This window comes from Myxococcus sp. CA039A, from assembly GCF_013336645.1.
GTDB lineage: Bacteria > Myxococcota > Myxococcia > Myxococcales > Myxococcaceae > Myxococcus > Myxococcus llanfairpwllgwyngyllgogerychwyrndrobwllllantysiliogogogochensis.
Map to the genome: position 1 here is coordinate 1 of NZ_JABUMQ010000097.1, position 19,562 is coordinate 19,562.

Genomic DNA, 19,562 nt, shown 5'->3' on the forward strand with positions numbered 1-19,562 from the left:
GGTGGGCGTGGTGGGTGGGACGCACAAGGTGGAGGCGGCGCGTGCGTTGGGCGCGGACGTGGTCATCGACAAGAGCCGCGAGGACTTGTGGAAGGCGGCGGAGGCGGCGTCACCGAAGGGGTACGAGGTGGTGCTGGATGCGAACGGGCCGTCCACGCTGCGCGACAGCTACCGGCACCTGGCGTCACCGGGGAAGCTGGTCATCTATGGGTTTCATTCGATGTTGCCGCGCACGGGTGGGCGACCGAACTACGCGAAGCTGGCGTGGGATTGGATGCGGACACCGCGCTTCGACCCGCTGACCTTGACGAATGACAACACGAGCGTGCTGGCGTTCAACCTGTCGTACCTGTTCGAGCAGCGCTTCGTGTTGGAGGACAGCATGGCGAAGCTGCTGGCGTGGGTGGAGGAGGGGAAGCTGGTGTCGCCGCAGGTGACGAAGTTCCCGTTGGACTCCGTCGCGGAGGCGCACAAGGCGCTGGAGTCCGGGACGACGGTGGGCAAGCTGGTGCTGGTACCCTGAGCGCGGTGGGGCTCACGGTGTCGTGCGAGAATCGTGAGCCTTCCGTGAGGGTTGTTGGAGCGGTGCTCCTCAGAGTGCCGCCATGTCTTCGCCCTCGGTTCGCAGTGGCACCTCCGCGAGTGGGATGTGGCGGGTCGTCATCTTCTGTCTGGCCATGATGCCCGTGGGATGTGCTCCGCGAGGAAAGGTGGATCAGGCTCGGTGGGGAGAAACATCTGCCTCCACAGAGGTCCCGGTGGAACCTGAAGCGCATTGTGTGCGGGGGCCGGAAGAGCAATCTCAGTGGCCTGTCCTCTTGCCTGCGGGCGCATTGGCCGTCACCTTCAACTCTGAATTCGAGCCAGACGCCAATAGGGGCGCGCATGACAAGTCGTCGCGCTGTAGGTGCTCTGAGTTCCTGCATCAGCTGGGCGAGAGACCTCTTTGGCCCGCGGCATCAGGGACGGAGGTCTACCGGTTCACCTGGGTGCACTCCCTTCCCAAGCCCGTGAGCGTCCGGGTCGAGCGCTTCGGAGACATCCATCGACTTCAGGTGAGCTGGGAGCGCAGAGAGGCTGACATCCATGCCTCTGGGCCCACGCTCCAGCGCGTCCGCTTTCTACTGCCCAGCGAGTGGGCCGAGGTTCTGCGCAGGTTGGACCACTTTGGCTTCTGGAAGTACAGGACGCGAAAGAAGCGTGGGGAGTCGGTCGACCTGGATGCCTCCATCTGGTTGCTCGAAGGTGTCCGGCAGGGGCGCTATCGCGCATATCTGGTGTGGTCGCCCAATGACGAAGGAGAGGGCAGGGCTTTTCGCGACGTGTGTCTCTATCTGTTGGACCTCTCAGGCCTGTCTATTCCTTCCGACGAAATCGGCTGGTCACGTGGTCCGACGGACAGCCCAGATGTGGGTGCCGTGAATTGGACAGGCCCACGGGCCGGTGAAAGGCTTTCATCACGATGAAGAAATCGTTGCCTGTGGTGACGGGAGTCCTGGGCCTTGTCCTGGGTGCTTGGGGAAGCGTGGTGGTTCTGTCCAGCCGTCACAACCAGGCGCCACCTCCGCCCGAGCCCGCTTCGGTCGCCCAGGCGGTCGTGGACGACCGTTGCCCGCGAGAGCAGGCACTCGACGGGCGTGTCGCCACGCTCGAACGTCAATTGAAGGAGGCCCAGGAAGCACGGCGCTCGGCCGAGACGCGCCTTCAGGCTGTCGCGCCTTCGCCCTCACCCGCGCCACCGGCTCCCGCACCCGTGCCGCCCTCCGAGGACAGTCTCCCATTGCCCTTCCCCGCCAACGCGCCCCCTGCCTTCACGCCCAAGGGCTTCCAGGCCCTCGTGGAGCGCTCCATCCAGGAGTGCGGCCTGAAGATGAAGCTGGAGGCCATGGACTGCTCCGAATACCCCTGCATCGCCTGGACGGACTCCCAACAGGAGCGCATCAACATGGCCGAATGCGCCCCCTGGGCCGAGGCGTTCGGCCACAAGACGTCCGTGGTGGTGCAGAACGTGATCGGCGCGGACGGAGGCACCCGCGCCCTCGTCGGACTGATGGCCGTGCCCGAGGACCCCACGGAGCGACGCGTGGCCTTCCGACGCTCCAGAGAGCGGACGAGCTCCCTGCTGCAGACCTACGTCCAGCCCTGAGCCGCGCCGTCCAGGGCCTCGGTGCGCCTCACCCCTGAAGGCGTGTGGGTGTCTGGAATTGAATGGCACCCCATTTCGTCACGATATGGAAAAGGCCCGCGGCCGTTTGGCGAAAGCTATCCGGGCCGGTCTCTCTCGGGAGGCTTGCGACTGGTGGGCGAGGGCGGTCTGCAATCCGGCCGGGGCGTGGATGTCTTTGTCGCCAAGGGACATGCCTACGTCGTGTCCATCGACGACTACTTCATGGGGCCTGGCGGTCTTCACGTCTATGACCTCCAGGACCGGAAGGCTCCCCGGCTGGTGAAGCTCATCCAGTTCCCCGAGGAGAGCTACTGGAACGGCGTGTGGGCCAAGGACGACGCCCTCTATGTCGCGAGCGCCGACCGGGGTGTCCTCGTGTTCGACATCACCCAGCCCGCGGACCCTCGCTTCCTGCGCGACTTGTCCGGAGGGAGCCGCAGCAATGTCCATACGCTCTTCGTGGATGGCTCCCGGCTGTACGCCATGGCCGTGGGGCCCGCTGGCGAGGTGCATGCCTATGACGTGAACAACGCACGGGAGCCGGTGCTGCTCGGTCGCTACCTCGACCCCAGCATCGGCACCGAACCGGGCTCCTACCCGCACGACGCCACGACCCTGAACTCCACGCTCTTCATCAGTCACTGGCGCGCGGGACTCGTCATCGTCGACATGAGTGACCCGGCGAGCCCGAAGCGATTGGGCGCATACAAGTACCCGCGAGCCAGCAGCCACACCTCTCGCGTGGCGTACTTCCACAACAACCGCATCGCCTTCGAGGCAGGAGAGGACTGGGGCGCCCACCTGCGCGTGCTCAACCTCAATGACCCCGCGAATCCCACGCTCATCGGCGAGTACCGTCTGCCGGGCTGGGCCTCCATCCACAACCTGGAGCTCAAGGGCAACCGTCTCTACATCGCCCACTACCAGCACGGCGTGCGCGTCCTCGACGTGTCCATCCCCAAGAGTCCCCGGGAGATCGCCTACTTCAACACCTGGCGCGCGACGGACCCCCTCCGAGGCACGTCCTCGTGGGACGGAGCCATCGGCATCCGCGTGCCGGGCGACGGCTACGTCTACACCGTCGACGGGGTGCGCGGCCTGCTCATCCTCCCGGAGCTCTGAGGCGTGCCGGGAGCCGGGCACATCTCCCGGCGCTCGGCTAGCGTGCGGGACCATGCCCATCGTCCATGACTGGCTGGCCCGCCGCGCCGCACTGGACCCCGACCACGCCGCCCTCGTCGACTCCACCCGGGGCAGCCGCCGCATCACCTATCGCGAGTGGGACGGCGCCGCCTCGCGCACCGCCGCGTACCTGCACCACGTGCTCGGCGTCCAGCGCGGAGACCGCGTCGCCGTGCTCGCGCACAACTGTGTGGAGACGCTGGACCTCCTCTTCGCCTGCGCGAAGCTGGGCGCCATCCTCCAGCCGCTCAACTGGCGCCTCAGCACCACGGAGCTCGTCGGCATCCTCGCGGACGCGGAGCCCGCTGTCCTCGTGTATGGCCCGGAGTTGCGCGCCCAGGTGGACACCGTGCGCGCCCGCGCGCCCTTCGTGCGCCACTGGATGGGCCTCGCCGAGCCCGACCCGGCTGAGCGCTCCTTCATCACGGAGCGGGACGCGGCACCTGCCTCCTCGCTCCCCGTGCTGGAGCTGGAGGCCGAGTCGCCGTGGGTGCTCTGCTACACGGGCGGAAGCACCGGCGTACCCAAGGCCGCGGTGCTCACCCATGGCTCCGTGACGGCCAATGCCGTCAACACCGTGGTGAGCTGGGGCTTGACGTCGGACGACGTGGCCGTGCTCAACGCGCCGCTGTTCCACACCGGGGGCCTCAACGTCTTCACGCTGCCGCTGGTGTACGTGGGCGGCGCCTCCGTGGTGTGCAAGGGCTTCGACGTGGAGCAGGTGTTCGAGCTCATCCATCAGCGAGAGGTGAGCCTCGTCTTCGGCGTGCCCACCATGTTCATCGAGATGCAGCGCCACGCGCGCTTCGAATCGGCGGACTTCTCCCGCCTCAAGCTGCTCGTCAGCGGGGGCGCGCCGTGTCCGCTGTCCGTGTTCGAGCGCTTCTTCACCAAGGGCGTGGCCTTCAAGACGGGCTATGGCCTCACGGAAGCGGGCCCCAACAACTTCTGGCTCCCTCCGTCGGACGTGCGCCGCAAGCCGGGCTTCGTCGGGGTGCCGCTCTTCCATGTGGAGGCGCGCATCGAGGACGAGCGACAGCCGGGGGACGTGGGGGAGTTGCTGCTGCGCGGCCCCCACGTGTGCGCCGGCTACTGGCGCCGTCCCGAGGAGACGGCGCGCACCTTCGTCGGAGGCTGGCTGCGCACCGGAGACCTGGCCCTGCGTGACGGGGACGGCTGCTTCCGCATCGTGGGCCGCAGCAAGGACCTCATCATCTCTGGCGGAGAGAACATCTATCCCTCCGAGGTCGAGAGCGTCCTGTCCGGCCATCCCGACGTGGCCGAGGCCGCCGTCATCGGCGTGCCCGACGCGAAGTGGGGCGAGACGCCGCGCGCGCTCGTGGTGCTCCGCGCGGGCGCCTCGCTCACCGCCGAGTCCCTGCTGGCCTTCTGCGATGGCCGGCTGGCCCGCTACAAGATGCCGCGCTCCGTGCGCTTCGTGGAGGCCCTGCCTCGGACCTCCGCCGGCAAGGTGGACCGCCGCGCGCTGGCCTCCGTACACGGCCTGGCCTGAGAGGGATTCATCTTCGTCCATGTATTGGAGAAATGTCCGCGCAGCGGAAATGACTCCGCGCGTCCAATGTGTCGACGACTTTATTCTTCGTCCGACAAAAGTGACGTGATTTTCTAGGAATACTTGAATTGTTTGACTTGGCTCCTGAATCCCGCTTCCGTGGATGCGCGGACCGGCCCGTTCGCCGGTGCGCTTTCCCCGTGTCGAGTCGAAAGGAAGCCCCCATGAACCGAAGACTCCAGGCGCTCTCCACCGCGACGGCGCTGTTCGCTGGTGCCGCCGTCATCCCCATGTCCGCGCTGGCGGCCCCCACCGAGGAGGCTTCGCTCGCGCAGGAGGTGTCTCCCGAGGTGCTCCAGGCGATGCAGCGAGACCTGGGGCTGACGGCCGTGCAGGCGCGTCAGCGGCTGGCCACGGAGGCGCTCGCGGTGCGCACGGAAGCGTCGCTGCGCGGGGAGCTGGGCGCGTCTTTCGGTGGCGCGTGGCTGAGCGAGGAGGGGGACCGGCTCATCGTCGGTGTCACCACCGCCGAGGGTGCCGCGGCCGCGCGCAGGGCGGGTGCGGAGCCGCGCTGGGTGACGCGCACGGAGCGCGAGCTGGACGCGCTGAAGTCCGCGCTGGACAGGGGCGCGGACGTGGCCAGCAAGGACATCCATGGCTGGTACGTGGACGTCATCACCAACAGCGTGGTGGTGCTCGCCAAGGACGCGGCGGTGGTGAACGCCGAGCGCTTCATCGCGGAGAGTGGCGCGGCGGACCGCGCGGTGCGCGTGGAGGTCTCCTCCGAGCAGCCCAGGCCCATGTATGACCTGCGCGGGGGTGACGCCTATTACATCAACGGCAACGTGCGCTGCTCCGTCGGCTTCTCCGTCGCCGGAGGCTTCGTCACCGCGGGCCACTGTGGCGGGGTGAACTCCAGCACGGCCGGCTTCAACGGCGTGGCGCAGGGCACCGTGCGCGGCTCGTCCTTCCCGAACAACGACTATGGCTGGGTCCAGGTCAACGGCTCGTGGGCCTCGCAACCGTGGGTCTACAACTACGCGGGCGGAAACGTCATCGTCTCGGGCTCCGCCGAGGCGGGCATCAACGCGTCCGTGTGTCGCTCCGGCTCCACCACCGGCTGGCGCTGTGGCGTCATCGAGGCGAAGAACGTCACCGTCAACTACAGCGTCGGCCCCGTGTATGGCCTCACGCGGAGCAACGCGTGCGCGGAGGGTGGCGACTCGGGCGGCTCGTGGATGTCGGGCAACCAGGCGCAGGGCGTGACGTCCGGCGGCGTGGGCAACTGCTCCACCGGCGGCACCATGTACTACCAGCCGGTGAACGAGATTCTCTCCGTCTACGGCCTGTCGCTCACGACCAACGGCGGTGGCGGCGGGGGGCGCGCCATCGTCGGGCTCAACGGCCGGTGCATCGACGTGGACCACTCCAACACCGCCAATGGCACGCCCATCCAGCTCTGGGATTGCAACGGCAGCGCCGCGCAGAGCTGGACGTTCCACGGCGACGGCACGCTGCGCGCCTTCGGCAAGTGCATGGACGTCACCTGGGGCTCCACGGCGAACGGCGCGCTCATCCAGCTCCACGACTGCAACGGCAACGCGGCCCAACAGTTCGTGCTCAGCGGCGCGGGGGACCTGGTCAACCCGCAGGCCAACAAGTGCATCGACGTGAAGGACTGGAACCCCAACAACGGCGCGCGGCTGCAAATCTGGGAGTGCGCCGGCACCGCGAACCAGAAGTGGACCCTGCGCTGAGGTCAGGCGCCTGCCTCGCGGGGTGAGGGGACCCGACGGGGCTCCGCCCGGCTGTCCGGTGGCCGGGCGGGCCCTGTTGCTCGCTGTAACAAACCGTCATGCGAGGGACGCATCCCGGACACATCCCGGTGCCACCTTCACGGTGTGGCCCGGGAGCATGATTGCCCTCGGTGGACCCGGCCGGAGTCCCATGGGGCGCCAGACTCCTCCCTGCTTGCTCCTGGGCCACGGCTCCGCTGTTACTTTCCGTCTGGAAGGTCCGCGGAAGGCAGGAGGAGCACGCGCATGGAGCAGCTCAATCGTCCCCACCTGGAGGAAGCCACCATCCAGGTCCTGCTCGTCGAAGATGACGAGCGACTGGCCCGGCTCACCGCCCGCTACCTCCAGGAGCATGGTGTCGTCGTCACCCTGGCCCACACGGGCAACGACGCGCTGGTGGAGTCCAGTCGCCATGTGTTCGACGTCGTCTTGTTGGACCTGATGCTGCCCGGACGGGACGGGCTGGAGGTCTGCCGGGATTTGAGGGGCCGCACCGACGTGCCCATCATCATGGTCACCGCGCGCGGAGAGGAGGCGGACCGCGTGCTCGGCCTGGAGACGGGCGCGGATGACTATCTGCCCAAGCCCTACTCGTCGCGTGAGCTGCTCGCCCGCATTCGCGCCCAGGTGCGTCGGGCCCGGGGCAAGGCGGGTCCCTCCACGCAGCCCGTGCAGGCGGGGCGACTGCTGCTGGACCCTCGCAGCCTCCGCGCGACGCTGGATGGACGGCCGTTGCAGCTCACGACGTACGAGTTCAGCCTGCTGCGCGTACTGGCCGAGCGCGCGGGCCGCGTCCTCAGTCGTGAGCAGCTGCTCGACCTGGTGAAGGGCAGCGCGGACGAGGTGTTCGACCGCTCCGTGGACGTGCACATCTTCCGGCTCCGTCAGAAGCTGGAGGTGGACCCGCGCAATCCCCTGTTGCTGAAGACGGTGCGCGGCGCCGGCTACATGCTCGCCACCGGAGAGGAAACGTGAGTCGTCTGCGGACGCCTGGCCGGCTGCTGCTGCGCATCTATCTGGTGGGAATCGCCCAGCTGGTGCTGGTCGTCGCCACCCTCTACATCGCCCGCTTCTTCATCCTGGACAAGCCACTGCGGCACGGCTTCGCGCGCAATGCCGCGTACAACATCCGGGAGTGGGAGGAGCTGCTGGGGGACCCGGTGGCCCTCCAGGCGTCGCTGGACCGCGCCGCGCGGCTGCTCGAGGCCCGGGTGACGCTGCGAGATGTGTCCGGGCGGCTCATCGCCACGAACTCCGCGGCACCTTCCCCCGCCCTGGGGCCCGTGGAGCTGGAGCAGCTGGCCGCGCGGGGTCAGCGGTTCTCGGGAGGGCCTCCTCCGCACTCGCTCACGTTGCCCATTCCCGAGGAAGGGCCGGTGGAGGCCTACGCCACCATCATCACCCGTCCCCCCGAGCCTCCTCCGGGCAACACCGCGCTCGTGCTCGGCGCGGTGCTGCTGTGTACGGCCATCACCTCGCTGGCCTTCGCTCGCACCCTGGCCGGTCCGCTCCAGCGACTGGCGGAGGTGGCGCGCGCGCTGGGCGAGGGGAAGCTGGACACGCGCACGGGCATCCGCCGGCGTGACGAATTGGGACAGGTGGCGGAGGCCTTCGACGAGATGGCGGGGCGAATCACGAATCTCTTGCGCTCGCAGAAGGAGCTGCTGGCCAACGTGTCGCACGAGCTGCGCACGCCGCTGGCGCGCATCCGCGTGGCGTTGGACCTGGCGGAAGAGGGTGACGCGGCCACCGCGCGGGAGATGCTGACGGACATCACCGGAGACCTGTCGGAGCTGGAGCGGTTGGTGGACGACGTGCTCACCACCGCGAAGCTGGACCTGGCCTCGGAGGGCGCGAGCACGGGGACTCCGCATCTGCGGCCCGAGCAGGTGGAGATTCAAGGACTGGTGGAGAAGGCGGCCTCTCGCTTCCGCTCCGCGCGTCCGGAGCGCGTGTTGGAGGTGAGCGTCGATGGCACGATGCCCACGCTGGAGGCGGACCCCGTGTTGCTGCGGCGCGCGCTGGACAACCTGCTCGACAACGCGGGCAAGTACTCCGAGTCTCCGACGCCGGTGCGCCTGCGCGCCCAGGCGGACACGTTGGGGGCGCTGTCGTTGGAGGTCTGCGACGAGGGCATCGGCATCGAGCCGGAGGACCTGTCCCGCGTAGGCACGCCGTTCTTCCGCACGGACCGCAGCCGCGCGCGCCGTACGGGAGGCGTGGGCATGGGCCTGGCGCTGGCCCGCCGCATCGTCGATGCGCATGGCGGGACGTTGACGCTGGAGAGCCAGCCGGGCGTGGGCACCACGGCCCGCATCCTGCTACCCGTCCCGTATGCCGAGTCGCGCATCGAGGGGTAGCGCGCCTCCTCCCGCGCGGCGGCCATGACTAGAGGCCGACGTGAAACGTCGTCACTGCCTGGGTCTCGTCGTGCTTCAAGAGGGTCACCCGGGCCGTGGGCGCGCCGCTGTGCTGGAACGCGAAGGTGAGCAGCCCGCGCATGAAGTGCGGCGGGTCCGCCTGCCGGCGGGGATGATCCAGGAACTCCCGCACCGGATACAGGCTCAGCTCCCAGCCGCCGTCATCGCCCCGAGGCGTCACCGAGACGTCGAGGAAGTTGTTGATGGAGCGCAGGTTGCGCGCCATGCGCAGCAACATCTTCTCCGGGCCCACCACCTGGGCGAAGTCCACGAGCGCCGTGCCCATGCGCGCCTGGATGAACCGCTCAGCGAAGCGCAGGCCCAGCGCGTACTCCGCCGTCTCTCGGTCCGTGTGGGGCGGGCTGCTCGCCGCCGCCAGCAGTTGGATGGCCTTGGGCCATACCGCGCACGGGTAGGCGGTGTGCAGGGGGCGGTGCGCGAAGAGGCCCTGTCGCTCCAGCGCCTTCAAGGTGAGCGGTGTCAGGGGCGCCGCCGTCGACAGCAGCGTCTCCAGCGCGTATCCGAACACCACGGGCTCGCGCCCGGGGGCCCGCGTCAATGCCAGCGCCATGTGTCCTACCTCCGAATGAGGGGACGGCGAGAAGCCGCGTCCCCGTGAGGAGGTGGAGACTGCCCCCCGCCGCTGTCCTGGGCGTTGCGCGGGTGTGAAGAAAGGTTAACGAGGCCCGGGCGTGGTGAAACGCGCGGCGAGCTCCTGCAGCCGCGAGGCCCTGGCCCGCAGGTCCTCCACCGAGCGGGCGATCTGCTCCACGCCCGACACGGACTCCGCCGAGCGCACCGAGAGCGCCTGGATGCGCCCCGCGATGGACTCACCCGACGCGGACTGGCGCGCGTTCTGCTCCGCCATCGTCTCCACGCGCTCGCCCAGCTCCTTCACCCCGGACAACAGCCGCGCCAGCGCCTCGCCCGCGGCCGAGGACAGGCCCATGCCCTCGTTCACCTTCGACGTGCCCTTGCGCATCAACTCCGCGGCCGCCGCCGTGTCCGCTTCGTTCTTCGTCAGCAGCACGCGCACCTGGCTGGCGGCCTCGTGTGTGCGCTCCGCCAGCTTGCGCACCTCGCCCGCCACCACGGAGAAGCCCTTGCCGTGCTGCCCCGCGCGCACGGCTTCTATCGCCGTGTTCACCGCCAGCATCCGCGTCTCGTCCGCCACCGCCTGGATGAGCTGGAGCATCCGCTCCGTGGCCCGGCCAGACGCCTGGAGCTGCTCCACCGTGCGTGACGAGCGCTCCACCACGTCGACGATTTCCACCATCTTCCGCGACGCCTGGTCCACCGCCACGCCGCCCGCGCGCGCCACCTGCCCGTGGCCCGCCGCCGCTTCCGCCGCGTCTCGCGCCGCCGCCGCGCCCCGCGAGACATGCAGGCTCATGTCCTGCACCGACTCGGCCGCGCGCTGGAGCGACTCCGACTGCTCGCGCGTCGTGCGCGACAGGCCGTCCGTGGAGACGCGGATGCGCTCGGCGTCCGCCGCCGTGGCGCCCGCCGCCTCCACCAGCGCATCCACCACTTCGCGCAGGCCCGTCACCATGCCGTTGAAGGCCAGGGTGAGTTCGCCCACCTCGTCCGCGGTGCGCACCTCCACCCGCACGGACAAGTCGCCCTTTGCCACCTGGCGTGCCGCCGCCGCGAGCGCGCGCACCGGCCGCACCACCCGCCGCGACACATAGGCGCCCGCCAGCACCGCCAGCACCAGCGCGCCGCCCACCGCGACGAGGATGCGCTGTCGCACCGCCGCGACCTCCCGGTCGATGTCCTCCACGTACACGCCCGTGCCGAGCACCCAGCCCCACGGCTCGAAGAGCTTCACGTAGCTCTCCTTGGGGATGGGCTCCGGCGAGCCCGGCCGCGTCGCCTCGTAGCCCAGCGAGCCTTCGCCGTGCGCGCGCACCAGGGTGACGATGTCGATGAACACCGGCCGCCCGCGCACGTCGCGGTAGCCCTTCATGTCCTTGCCCACCATCGTCGGCAGGTGCGGATGCATGATCAGCCGCGTCTCCAGGTCGTTCACCCAGAAGTACTCCACGCTCGAGTAGCGCAGGGACTGGAGCAGGGCGGAGGCCTGCTGTTGCGCCGCTTCGCGCGTCAGCGCTCCGGAGCGCTCGCGCGCCTCGTACTCCCGCAGGACTCCGTAGGCCGTCTCCACCGCCTGCCGCAGCCCGCGAACCCGGTCCGCGTGGAGCTGCGCGCGAAGCTGCGGCAGCACATAGCCCAGGATGGCGACGAGCAGCGGCAGGGCCACCACGCCCATCGCCACGCAGAGCTTCACCAGCAGGTTGCGCCGTCCGAGCGCCATCGCCGCCGCAGCCTAGTCCCCCCGCCCCCGGCGCGCGCGACTCCCAAGGTCGTCCTCCGCTCGAATGCCACCGGTTGTCGCAGGTCCTGCCTCCCGCTGCGTACCCCGCGTGCGGCAGGGCGAGCTCAAGAGGCGCGCGGTCCGTCGTCCTCCATGCCCGCTCGCGGATGGCCTCGGGCACTCATCGAACGGACCCGACATGCGCCCGCGAAGCCACTCCCACGTCGCCGACGCGCGAGCCCGATATGCCACGCTCGACGTGGCGGGCGCACCCTCGCGGACTCATGACGTGGCGATGCTCCGGACTGGGGATACAACCTTGGGGGGAGGCCCTCGCGGCAGGACTCTCCGGCACCGTAGGAAAATTGCCGCCCGACGTCACAGGTCGTCCGAAAAGGGGGCCTCTCCCTCTGTATTCAGGGGGCCGGGGTGCCCCTGGAAGACCGGTCTTCCGTCGAGGAAAAGGGGCGGGTATGGAGGCACTCCGAACCCCGAAAGTCTCCCTCTGGGACGGTAACCCGCTGGGTGAACAACCTGAGGCTGACCCGACAAGTTCTGTCTGTCTGCCTCTATACGTCCTATGCCAGCGGCCAAACGTTTCGGGTCGGTAAGGCATGGACAAGAAACTGGCAACCACCATCGGAGCGGCTGCGCGAGTCGCGCGGAACCGGCTGGAGCTCACACAAGCTGACGTGGCCGAACGCATCGACGTGGCCACCGAGGTTTATGGGCGTCTGGAGCGCGGCGGCATGCTTCCCAGCGTGCAGACGCTGCTGAAGCTGTGTCACGAGCTTCATGTCTCCGCGGACGAGCTGCTGGGGCTCGTCTCGCACGGCACCGCGTCCGCGCGCACCAGCGAGCCGTCGTCAGCACCTCCCGAGCGACCGGAAGTCCGTCGCTTGCTTCGCACCGTGCGTCAGCTCGAAGCCCCCCACGTGAAGCTGCTGGGGCTGGTGGCCAACGCCCTGGGCCGGCGCTAGCGCGCCGCCCATTTCAGGGCGCCGGCCCGCGCCCACCTCCCGCCTCACTCACAGACTCGACAACAGGCGATCCAACTCGTCCGGCTTCACGGGCTTGACGATGTGCAGGTCGAAGCCCGCCTTGAGCGCCCGGTCGTGTCCCTCTGGCCCGCCGTAGCCCGTAATCGCGACGAGGCGGATGTCGCGGCCCACGCGCGAGCGCAGCTCCTGAGCCACCCGGTAGCCGTCCAGCCCTGGCAGGCCAATGTCCACCAGCGCCAGCTCCGGCCGCCGTTGCACCGCCAGCTCCACGCCCCGCAAGCCGTCCGGTGCCTCTTCCACCTGGTGGCCCCACAGCTCCAACAGCTCCCGCATGGCCTGACGCGCGTCCGGGTTGTCCTCCACCAGCAGGATGTGCCGCCCCGCGCGCGTGCGCCGGGGGAGCGGCGCGGGCGCTGTCTCCTCCATGAAGTGCAGGAGCGGCAGCCTCACCTCGAACTCGGAGCCCTTGCCGGTGCCGTGGCTGCGCGCGGTGACCTGACCTCCGTGCAACTGCACCAACTGGCGCACCAGCGTCAGGCCGATGCCCAGGCCCCCGCGCGTGCGCTCCAGGGACGTGTCCGCCTGGGCGAACAGGTCGAAGATGCGGGGCAGCACGTCCTGGGGGATGCCGATGCCCGTGTCGCGCACGCGCACCACCGCCTGCGCGCTCCCATTCACGCCCTCGTGCTCCACGCGCAGGGTGATGTGGCCGGTGTCGGTGTACTTGGCGGCGTTGTCCAGGAGGTTGGTGAAGATCTGCTCCAGCCGCGTGGCGTCGCCCGTCAGCCACAGCGGACTGTCCGGCAGCGACACCTCCAGCCCCAGGCCGCGTGCCTCGGTGCCGGGGCGGATGACCTGGATGACCTGGAGCAGCACCGCGCGCAAATCCAACCGGCCCGTGCGCAGCTCCACCTTGCCGCGCGTAATCCGGCTCACGTCCAGCAAGTCATCCACCAGGCGCGCCAGGTGGTGCGTCTGCCGGTGGATGATGCCGCGCATCCGCGCTTCCTTGAGGTTGTCGGTCGGGTTGCGCTCCAGGATGCCGATGGACGTCATGATGGCGGCCAGGGGATTGCGCAGCTCGTGCGCCAGCATGGCGAGGAACTCGTCCTTGCGCCGGTCCATCTCCGCCAGCTCGTTGGCGCGCCTGCGGGCCGCCTGCTCCGCGTGACGCAGCCGCTGGAGCGAGCGCACCGTGGCGACCAGCTCCGAGGCGTCGAAGGGCTGGGTGAGGTATGCGTCCGCGCCGGCGTCCAGGCCCCGCGCCTTCTTGTCGGAGGTGACGAAGGTGGCGGACGTGTGCATCACCGCGATGGACGCGGTGTCCGGGTTGGCGCGCAGCCTCGCGCAGACCTCGTAGCCACTGATGTCCGGCAGCTTCACGTCGAGGACGATGACGTCCGGCCGGTGCTGCTCGGCCATGAGCAGCGCGGCCATGCCGGTGGCGGCCTCCAGCACGGTGTAGCCCGCCATCTCCAGGATGCGGTTGACCAGGTAGCGGTTGGCGTCGTCGTCGTTGACGTTGAGGACGGTGGCCAGTCGAGGTTCAACCACGTCTTCCCTCCTGTGGCGTGTGGGAACCCAGACCCGCCTTGGCCAGGGCGTCGCGGATGCGGCTGATGGCCACCTCGCGACTGAGCGTGTGCTTGGAGAGGATGGCGGACGTCTCGTTCGCCAGTCGGGCGCGCTCGTCCTCGCGCAGCTCGTGCGAGGTGTGGAGGATGATGGGAATCTCGCGCGTGCGTGGATCCGCCTTCAGCGCGTCCAGCACGTCGAAGGCGGTGATGTCCGGCAGGATGAAGTCCAGGAAGATGAGCTGCGGCACCTGCTCGCGCGCCAGCCGGACACCGTCGACGCCGCCCGCGGCCTCCAGCAGCGCGTAGGGCATGTCCTTGAGCAGCTGCTTGAGCAGGTAGCGGTGCACGTCGTCGTCGTCGATGATGAGGATGCGCTCCACCGGCCCGCTGCGCGCCAGCTCCTGGAGCTTTCGCTGCAGGCGGCCCTCGTCCACCGGCTTGAGCCAGAACTCGTCTGCGCCCAGCGCGCGCGCCTTCTGCTCGCGGTCCGTCACCGTGACGACGAGGATGGGGATGTCCCGCGTGGCCTCGCCGTTCTTCATCTCCGCGAGGAAGTTCCAGCTCGTCTCGCCCTCCAACATGACGTCCAGCACCATGGCGGCGGGACGCACGCGCTGGAGCACCCGGCGCGCCTCGTCCGTGCTGCGCACCGGCAGCACCTGGAAGCCCGAGCGCGCCAGGTACTTCTCGTAGAGGAACAGCGTCTGCCGGTCGTCCTCCAGCACCAGCACCGGCGCGCGGCCCGGCTCCAGGTGCTGGCTGCGCTCGGCCAGCCCCGCCATCTCCGAGACCTCCATGTGGACGCGGGGAATGGTGACGGTGAACGTGGAGCCCGCGCCCGGCTGGCTCTGGAGGGTGAGCGTTCCGCCCAACAGCTCCACCAGCCGGCGCGCCAGCGGCAGGCCCAGGCCCGTGCCCTTCACCTTGCGCTGGATGTGGCTGTCTATCTGCGTGAACTCCTCGAAGACGCGCTCGTGGTTCTCCGGAGCGATGCCGATGCCCGTGTCGCGCACGGTGAAGATGACCGTGTCTCGTGGACCCGGGGCCGCGGACACGGTGACGTGGCCGGACTCGGTGAACTTCACCGCGTTGGACACCAGGTTGCGCAGCACCTGGCTCAGCCGCGTCTCGTCCGTCTCCAGCTCCAGCGGCTCGGCCGGCTCCACCAGGCGCAGCTCCACGGGGGCGTCGGCGGGCACCAGCGGACGCATCATTCCGCGCAGCGCGCCGAGCAGGTCGCGCACCACGAAGTGGCTGTGGCGCAGCGTGGCCTTGCCCGCCTCCACCTTGGACAAATCCAACAGGTCGTTGACCAGCTCGAAGAGCGACTCGGCGGAGTTGCGGATGAAGGTGACCTGCTTCTCCTGCTCGGAGGACAGCGGGCCGTTGATGGGATTGAGCAGGACCTTGGACAGGCCGAGGATGGAGTGCAGCGGCGTGCGGAACTCGTGGCTGACGTTGGCGACGACGCGGTTCTTGATTTCGGCCGCGCGATGCAGCCCCTCCGCCTTCTCGTCCAGCGCGGCGTGCAGGCTGCGCATGCCCCGGTTGGATTCGCTCAGCTCCTGGTTGAGCCGTGCCAGTTCGTCCGCGCGGCGCTTGAGTTCGCGGCGCTGCCCCTCCGTCTCGCGGTGCAGAGCGGACAGCTCGCTCATCGAGGAGCTGATCTGCTCCAGCGCGTGGCCGTAGTCCTCCGGCACCAGGCTGCCCACCAGCAGCACCCCGCCGTCGTGTGGGCGCGCGCGGAAGGCGAACGTGCAAGGCACGTCGTCGCGACAGAGGATGAGCTCCCAGCCGTCCACGCGCTCGTCGCGGGCCTGCACCAGCAGCTTGTCGACCTTGTCCTCGGTGCCCTGGGCGGCGAGCGCCCGCAGCGCCTTGCCGGGCTTCGCGTCGAGCACGTCCCGCGCGCGGGCATCCACCCAGGTGAGCGTCCCCTGCGCGTCACACACCAGGGCGACCTCGCGGCTCAGGTCGTCGAAGGTGGGGCGGTCCTCGGGCGTGGCGCCGCTCATGAGCGCGTCTCGTCCCAGGAGACACCGGCGGTGGCGAGCAGCGCCCGGGCCTGGGGATGCCGGCCCCCGAGGACCAGCTTCAGCATCCCGAGCACGGAGGGAAACGCCAGCAGGCCGAAGCCACGCCGAGGCCAGAAGCCCAGGTACCAGCGCACGTGGTCCGCCATCAACGCGGGCTTGCCGGCGTCGAGTGCGTCCGCGAGATATGACAGCTGGAGTCGCAGTTCATCCTCCAAACGAGGCCGGTCCTCCGGCGTGAGGTAGAGGGCCAGGCGTGCAGTGGCGGCTCGGGACAGCTCCGAGGCGTCATCTTGCAGCGCACGCGAGGGCCCTTCCGGATAGCGCAGGGCTTCCCGGGCGGCGCGTACATGCTCGTACGGCTCGGTGCCGGGGCCCCAACCCTCGGCCTCCAACGCGGTGGCCAGCCCGGCGAAATTCAGGTCGAGGTGGAGGGTGGCCATTCCTCTCGACACCAGCAAGGTGCGAAGCCACCGCGCATAGCCCTCCATGACGGAGGGACGGTGCTCGTCGAGGGATTGCACAAGGTAGCGCACATGGAAGCGGGCATCCTCGTCGCCGAAGCGGCGGGCCCGCTCGGCGCCGTAGCGCGCCTCCCAGAAGGGGTCCTGATACATCGCCTCGACGGAGGCGTGTGCGAGGGCATCGGCGCGCGCTTCGACCAGGCGGCTCGGTGTCTCCATGTGGGTTCCTCAAACTCCCAGGGTGCGGCAGGCGGCGGAGACCAGCTCACGCGCGTCCTTGCCGTGAAAGCTCACGTCCAGTTCCTTCTCCAGCCCCTGTGCCCAGCGGAACGCATGCCCGCCCACGGCGATGGGCACGTCGGGCAGGGCTTCGCGCGCGTGCTCCACCGCTCGGCGCAGGGCCGGCAGGTGGTAGGACATGGTCACGGAGAGCGCGAGCAGGTCGGGCCTCACCTCGCGCAGCATGCGCGCCAGGTGCTCGGGCGGCACGTTGGCCCCCAGGAAGCGCACCTCGAAGCCCGCCATCTCCAGGAAGTCGCTGGCCATGCGCGCGCCCATCTCGTGCAGCTCGCCCTCCACGCAGGACATCATGACGAGCTTGCCGTTGGGCGGGTCCCTGGGGAGGTGGCGGTAGAGGTGCGCGAGCGCGAGCTGGGAGATGGCGGTGGCCAGGTGCTCCTGCGCGACGGAGATGATGTTCTCCTGCCACAGCCGGCCAATCTCGTACTGGGCCTGCTGGATGACGTCCAGGTGCAGCACCTGGAGCGGGACGCCCACGAGCAGCCCCTCATCCACGAGCAGGCGAAGGGCTTCCCTCCGGTTGCCAGCGAGCTGGGCGGTCAGGTACCGGGCCCGAAGGTGGGAAAGGGTGTCTTCGGTCTCAATCACGGATGTCACGAGCTCGGAGGGAGGTCGAGTACCGGAAAGTAGTGACGGGGTCGCGTTTCGTTACAGTCGAGTACAGCGGAGCCCGGGCGTTTTCATCGACAACCCGACACTCGACGGGGGCGAAGCCGAGCGGCTGCCGCCCCGGCGGCCCTGTAGATTTTGCAGACGGCGCCGGCGGATGGGTTTTGCCTCCTGGGTGAATCGGGGTAGGGACGAATTCGCGAGGAGGCCGGTGACAGTTTCGCGAGGCACCGGTGTTCCCTTCACCGAAACGAGGGAGGCGCGACTCCGGTGTCAATCGATGTGGAGGCCTATTACCGCCGCTACGGCCCCCAGGTGCTCCGGCGCTGCCGCTTCCTCCTGCGTGACGAGGAGAAGGCCGTGGACGCCATGCACGATGTGTTCGTGCAGCTGCTGCGCTACCAGGGGGCGTTGAAGGACGCCGCTCCGTCCAGCCTGCTGCACCGCATCTCCACCACCGTGTGCCTCAACCGGCTGCGAGGGGCGAAGCGCAGGCCCGAGGACCGGGAGGATGAGCTGGTGTTGCAGATCGCCTCGGCGGACGACACCGAGTCGCGCGCCAGTGCCCGAGGGATGTTGGACAAACTCTTCGGCCGCGTGCCGGCGTCCAGCCGGGACATCGCCGTGCTGCACCTGGTGGATGGGATGACGCTGGAGGAGACGGCCGCCGAGGTGGGCCTGTCCGTGTCGGGCGTGCGCAAGCGCCTGCGCGCGCTGACGTCGGCGCTGCACGAGCTGGAGCTGGAGGCCGCATGAATTCCCCCTCACGCATTCCGGACTGGCTGTTGGAGCGAATCGCGCTGGGCGAGCTGCCGCCCGAGGAGCTCGCCGCCGCGCGCGCCCGGCTCGCGCAGGAGCCCGGGGGCCCGGAGCGGCTCGCCGCGCTGGAGACCGACTCGCGCGTCACCCTGGAGCGGCTGTCGCCCGAGCGCGTGGCCCGCGAGGTGGACACCCGCTTTCGCCGCGGCGCTCCCGCGCGCGAAGCTCCGGCTCGTTCCCCGTGGCTGACGTCGGCCATGGGCCTGGTGCCGGTGCTCGCGGCGCTCGCGCTCTTCGTCGTCGTGCAACCCGAGTCCGGCTCACCGACGCAGGAGCCGACGACGGGGGCGCTCGCGGGCCTGGAGCCGGAGCTCACGCGCTCCAAGGGACTGACGCCCCGGCTGGAGGTCCACCGCCAGCGTGCCCAGGCGGACGAACTGCTCGCCGAGGGCGCCGTGGCCGTCGCGGGTGACGTGGTGCAACTGGCGTACGTGGCGGCGGGGCAGACCCACGGCGTCATCCTCTCCGTGGACGGACGCGGCTCCGTGACGCTGCACGCGCCGGAGCACGGGGCCCAGGCCGCGACGCTCGCGCCCTCCGGCACCCAGCGGCTCGCCGGGGCCTACGAGCTGGATGACGCACCGCGCTTCGAGCGCTTCTTCCTGGTGACGTCGGGCCAGCCCTTCGACGTGGCGCCGGTGCTGGAGGCGGCCCGGACGCTGGCGGCGTCTGCCGACGCGCACACCGCGTCCCTCTTATTGCCCGAGGGCTTGACGCAGGTGTCCTTCACGCTTCAAAAGTAAGGGGTGATGAAACCCTGCGCCCTTCTCGCACTGTGGCTGTGGGCGGGGGCGGCGGCCGCGGAAGTCGGCGCGGCACGCCCCCTCGCGCTGGTGGAGGGTGAAGGTGTGTTCGCGCAGAGCGCGCCGGAGCCGGGGCTGACGCCGGGCCGCCGGGGGCTGCGCAAGGGCAACGTCCACATGGAGCTGTGGGCCAGCGACATCCAGCTCGCCAACCTCGCGGTGAAGGTGGGCGGAGGGCCCGTCTACCTGACGCTGCTCGCCGGCATCGAGCCGGGCAGCCGCAACGAGGCCCGCTTCAGCTTCGGCCTGGGTGTGGGCGGCCACGTGGTGATGTCGCACCGCTTCTGGCTGGACCTGGACGTGACGGGCGGCGCGGTGCAGCCGGTGCAGAAGCCGCTGGAGGGTGACGGCGGCAACGTGCTGGGCCAGGCCCGGGTGATGCTGGGGGTCCAGGTGCTGCCTCGCCTGGCCGTGTTCGTCGGCCCCACCTACAACCTGTGGTTCGTGTGGGGACAGCCGGACTTCGCGTCGGTGACGCGCATGTCCGTGAGCCAGAGCCAGCCGAAGGCGGACCAGCGCCTCCAGCACTGGCCCGGACTCCAGCTCGGCCTGCACTTCTGA

Annotated in this window: 17 protein-coding genes; 11 read left to right on the forward strand and 6 right to left on the reverse strand. The window is 69.5% G+C overall.

The annotated features are described in order from the left end of the window. From HR086_RS17840 to HR086_RS17870, 7 genes are all read left to right on the forward strand, one after another. On the forward strand, positions 1–523 hold a 523-nt coding region (locus HR086_RS17840), incomplete at its 5' end, for a zinc-binding dehydrogenase (protein WP_174466212.1). Between the two features lie 1,002 nt (positions 524–1,525). Then, the gene (locus tag HR086_RS17845) at positions 1,526–2,146 is read left to right on the forward strand and encodes a hypothetical protein (protein ID WP_174466213.1); all 621 of its coding nucleotides are present in this window, start codon (positions 1,526–1,528) and stop codon (positions 2,144–2,146) included. 153 nt (positions 2,147–2,299) lie between these two features. Continuing rightward, positions 2,300–3,289 carry an LVIVD repeat-containing protein gene (locus tag HR086_RS17850; RefSeq protein ID WP_373564316.1) on the forward strand — a complete coding sequence of 330 codons (990 nt, stop codon included), beginning with the start codon at positions 2,300–2,302 and terminating at the stop codon, positions 3,287–3,289. Between the two features lie 52 nt (positions 3,290–3,341). Next, positions 3,342–4,862 carry a long-chain fatty acid--CoA ligase gene (locus tag HR086_RS17855; RefSeq protein WP_174466215.1) on the forward strand — a complete coding sequence of 507 codons (1,521 nt, stop codon included), beginning with the start codon at positions 3,342–3,344 and terminating at the stop codon, positions 4,860–4,862. A gap of 224 nt (positions 4,863–5,086) precedes the next feature. Continuing rightward, positions 5,087–6,619, forward strand: a complete 1,533-nt coding sequence (locus HR086_RS17860) for a S1 family peptidase (protein WP_174466216.1) — start codon at positions 5,087–5,089, stop codon at positions 6,617–6,619. A 285-nt stretch (positions 6,620–6,904) separates the two neighbouring features. Further along, the gene (locus HR086_RS17865; protein ID WP_174459413.1) at positions 6,905–7,633 is read left to right on the forward strand and encodes a response regulator transcription factor; all 729 of its coding nucleotides are present in this window, start codon (positions 6,905–6,907) and stop codon (positions 7,631–7,633) included. After that, complete coding sequence (locus tag HR086_RS17870) at positions 7,630–9,018, forward strand: cell wall metabolism sensor histidine kinase WalK (RefSeq protein ID WP_141642025.1); 1,389 nt, start codon at positions 7,630–7,632, stop codon at positions 9,016–9,018. The genes HR086_RS17865 and HR086_RS17870 overlap by 4 nt, the downstream gene beginning before the upstream one ends. A gap of 28 nt (positions 9,019–9,046) precedes the next feature. Here the strand turns inward: HR086_RS17870 and HR086_RS17875 are convergent, their stop codons facing one another. After that, positions 9,047–9,649 carry a DUF2378 family protein gene (locus HR086_RS17875; protein ID WP_174466217.1) on the reverse strand — a complete coding sequence of 201 codons (603 nt, stop codon included), beginning with the start codon at positions 9,647–9,649 and terminating at the stop codon, positions 9,047–9,049. 105 nt (positions 9,650–9,754) lie between these two features. After that, complete coding sequence (locus HR086_RS17880) at positions 9,755–11,395, reverse strand: methyl-accepting chemotaxis protein (RefSeq protein WP_174466218.1); 1,641 nt, start codon at positions 11,393–11,395, stop codon at positions 9,755–9,757. Between the two features lie 614 nt (positions 11,396–12,009). On the opposite strand from HR086_RS17880, the gene HR086_RS17885 reads away from it, so the two are divergent. Then, positions 12,010–12,375 (forward strand): helix-turn-helix transcriptional regulator, encoded by a 366-nt coding sequence (locus HR086_RS17885; RefSeq protein ID WP_141642028.1) that lies wholly within the window; start codon positions 12,010–12,012, stop codon positions 12,373–12,375. 48 nt (positions 12,376–12,423) lie between these two features. On the opposite strand, the gene HR086_RS17890 is transcribed toward HR086_RS17885, so the two are convergent. Genes HR086_RS17890 through HR086_RS17905 form a run of 4 tightly spaced genes read right to left on the reverse strand, consistent with a single transcriptional unit; the run spans position 12,424 to position 17,358 of the window. Further along, positions 12,424–13,950 carry a response regulator gene (locus HR086_RS17890; RefSeq protein WP_174466219.1) on the reverse strand — a complete coding sequence of 509 codons (1,527 nt, stop codon included), beginning with the start codon at positions 13,948–13,950 and terminating at the stop codon, positions 12,424–12,426. Then, positions 13,943–15,988 (reverse strand): hybrid sensor histidine kinase/response regulator, encoded by a 2,046-nt coding sequence (locus tag HR086_RS17895; protein WP_174466220.1) that lies wholly within the window; start codon positions 15,986–15,988, stop codon positions 13,943–13,945. The genes HR086_RS17890 and HR086_RS17895 overlap by 8 nt, the downstream gene beginning before the upstream one ends. Continuing rightward, on the reverse strand, positions 15,985–16,689 hold the full coding sequence (locus HR086_RS17900) for a hypothetical protein (RefSeq protein ID WP_174460199.1): 705 nt from the start codon (positions 16,687–16,689) through the stop codon (positions 15,985–15,987). The genes HR086_RS17895 and HR086_RS17900 overlap by 4 nt, the downstream gene beginning before the upstream one ends. A gap of 9 nt (positions 16,690–16,698) precedes the next feature. Beyond that, positions 16,699–17,358 carry a B12-binding domain-containing protein gene (locus HR086_RS17905; RefSeq protein WP_373564314.1) on the reverse strand — a complete coding sequence of 220 codons (660 nt, stop codon included), beginning with the start codon at positions 17,356–17,358 and terminating at the stop codon, positions 16,699–16,701. 291 nt (positions 17,359–17,649) lie between these two features. Here HR086_RS17905 and HR086_RS17910 point away from each other — a divergent pair, with 291 nt between their 5' ends. From HR086_RS17910 to HR086_RS17920, 3 genes are read left to right on the forward strand one after another with little or no spacing between them, the layout of a single operon-like run. Beyond that, on the forward strand, positions 17,650–18,135 hold the full coding sequence (locus HR086_RS17910) for an RNA polymerase sigma factor (RefSeq protein ID WP_141642033.1): 486 nt from the start codon (positions 17,650–17,652) through the stop codon (positions 18,133–18,135). Beyond that, positions 18,132–18,941: an ActD-like protein gene (locus tag HR086_RS17915; protein WP_174466222.1), complete on the forward strand. Its 810-nt coding sequence runs from the start codon at positions 18,132–18,134 to the stop codon at positions 18,939–18,941. The genes HR086_RS17910 and HR086_RS17915 overlap by 4 nt, the downstream gene beginning before the upstream one ends. Positions 18,942–18,947: 6 nt before the next feature. Continuing rightward, positions 18,948–19,562 (forward strand): peptidase, encoded by a 615-nt coding sequence (locus HR086_RS17920; protein ID WP_141642035.1) that lies wholly within the window; start codon positions 18,948–18,950, stop codon positions 19,560–19,562.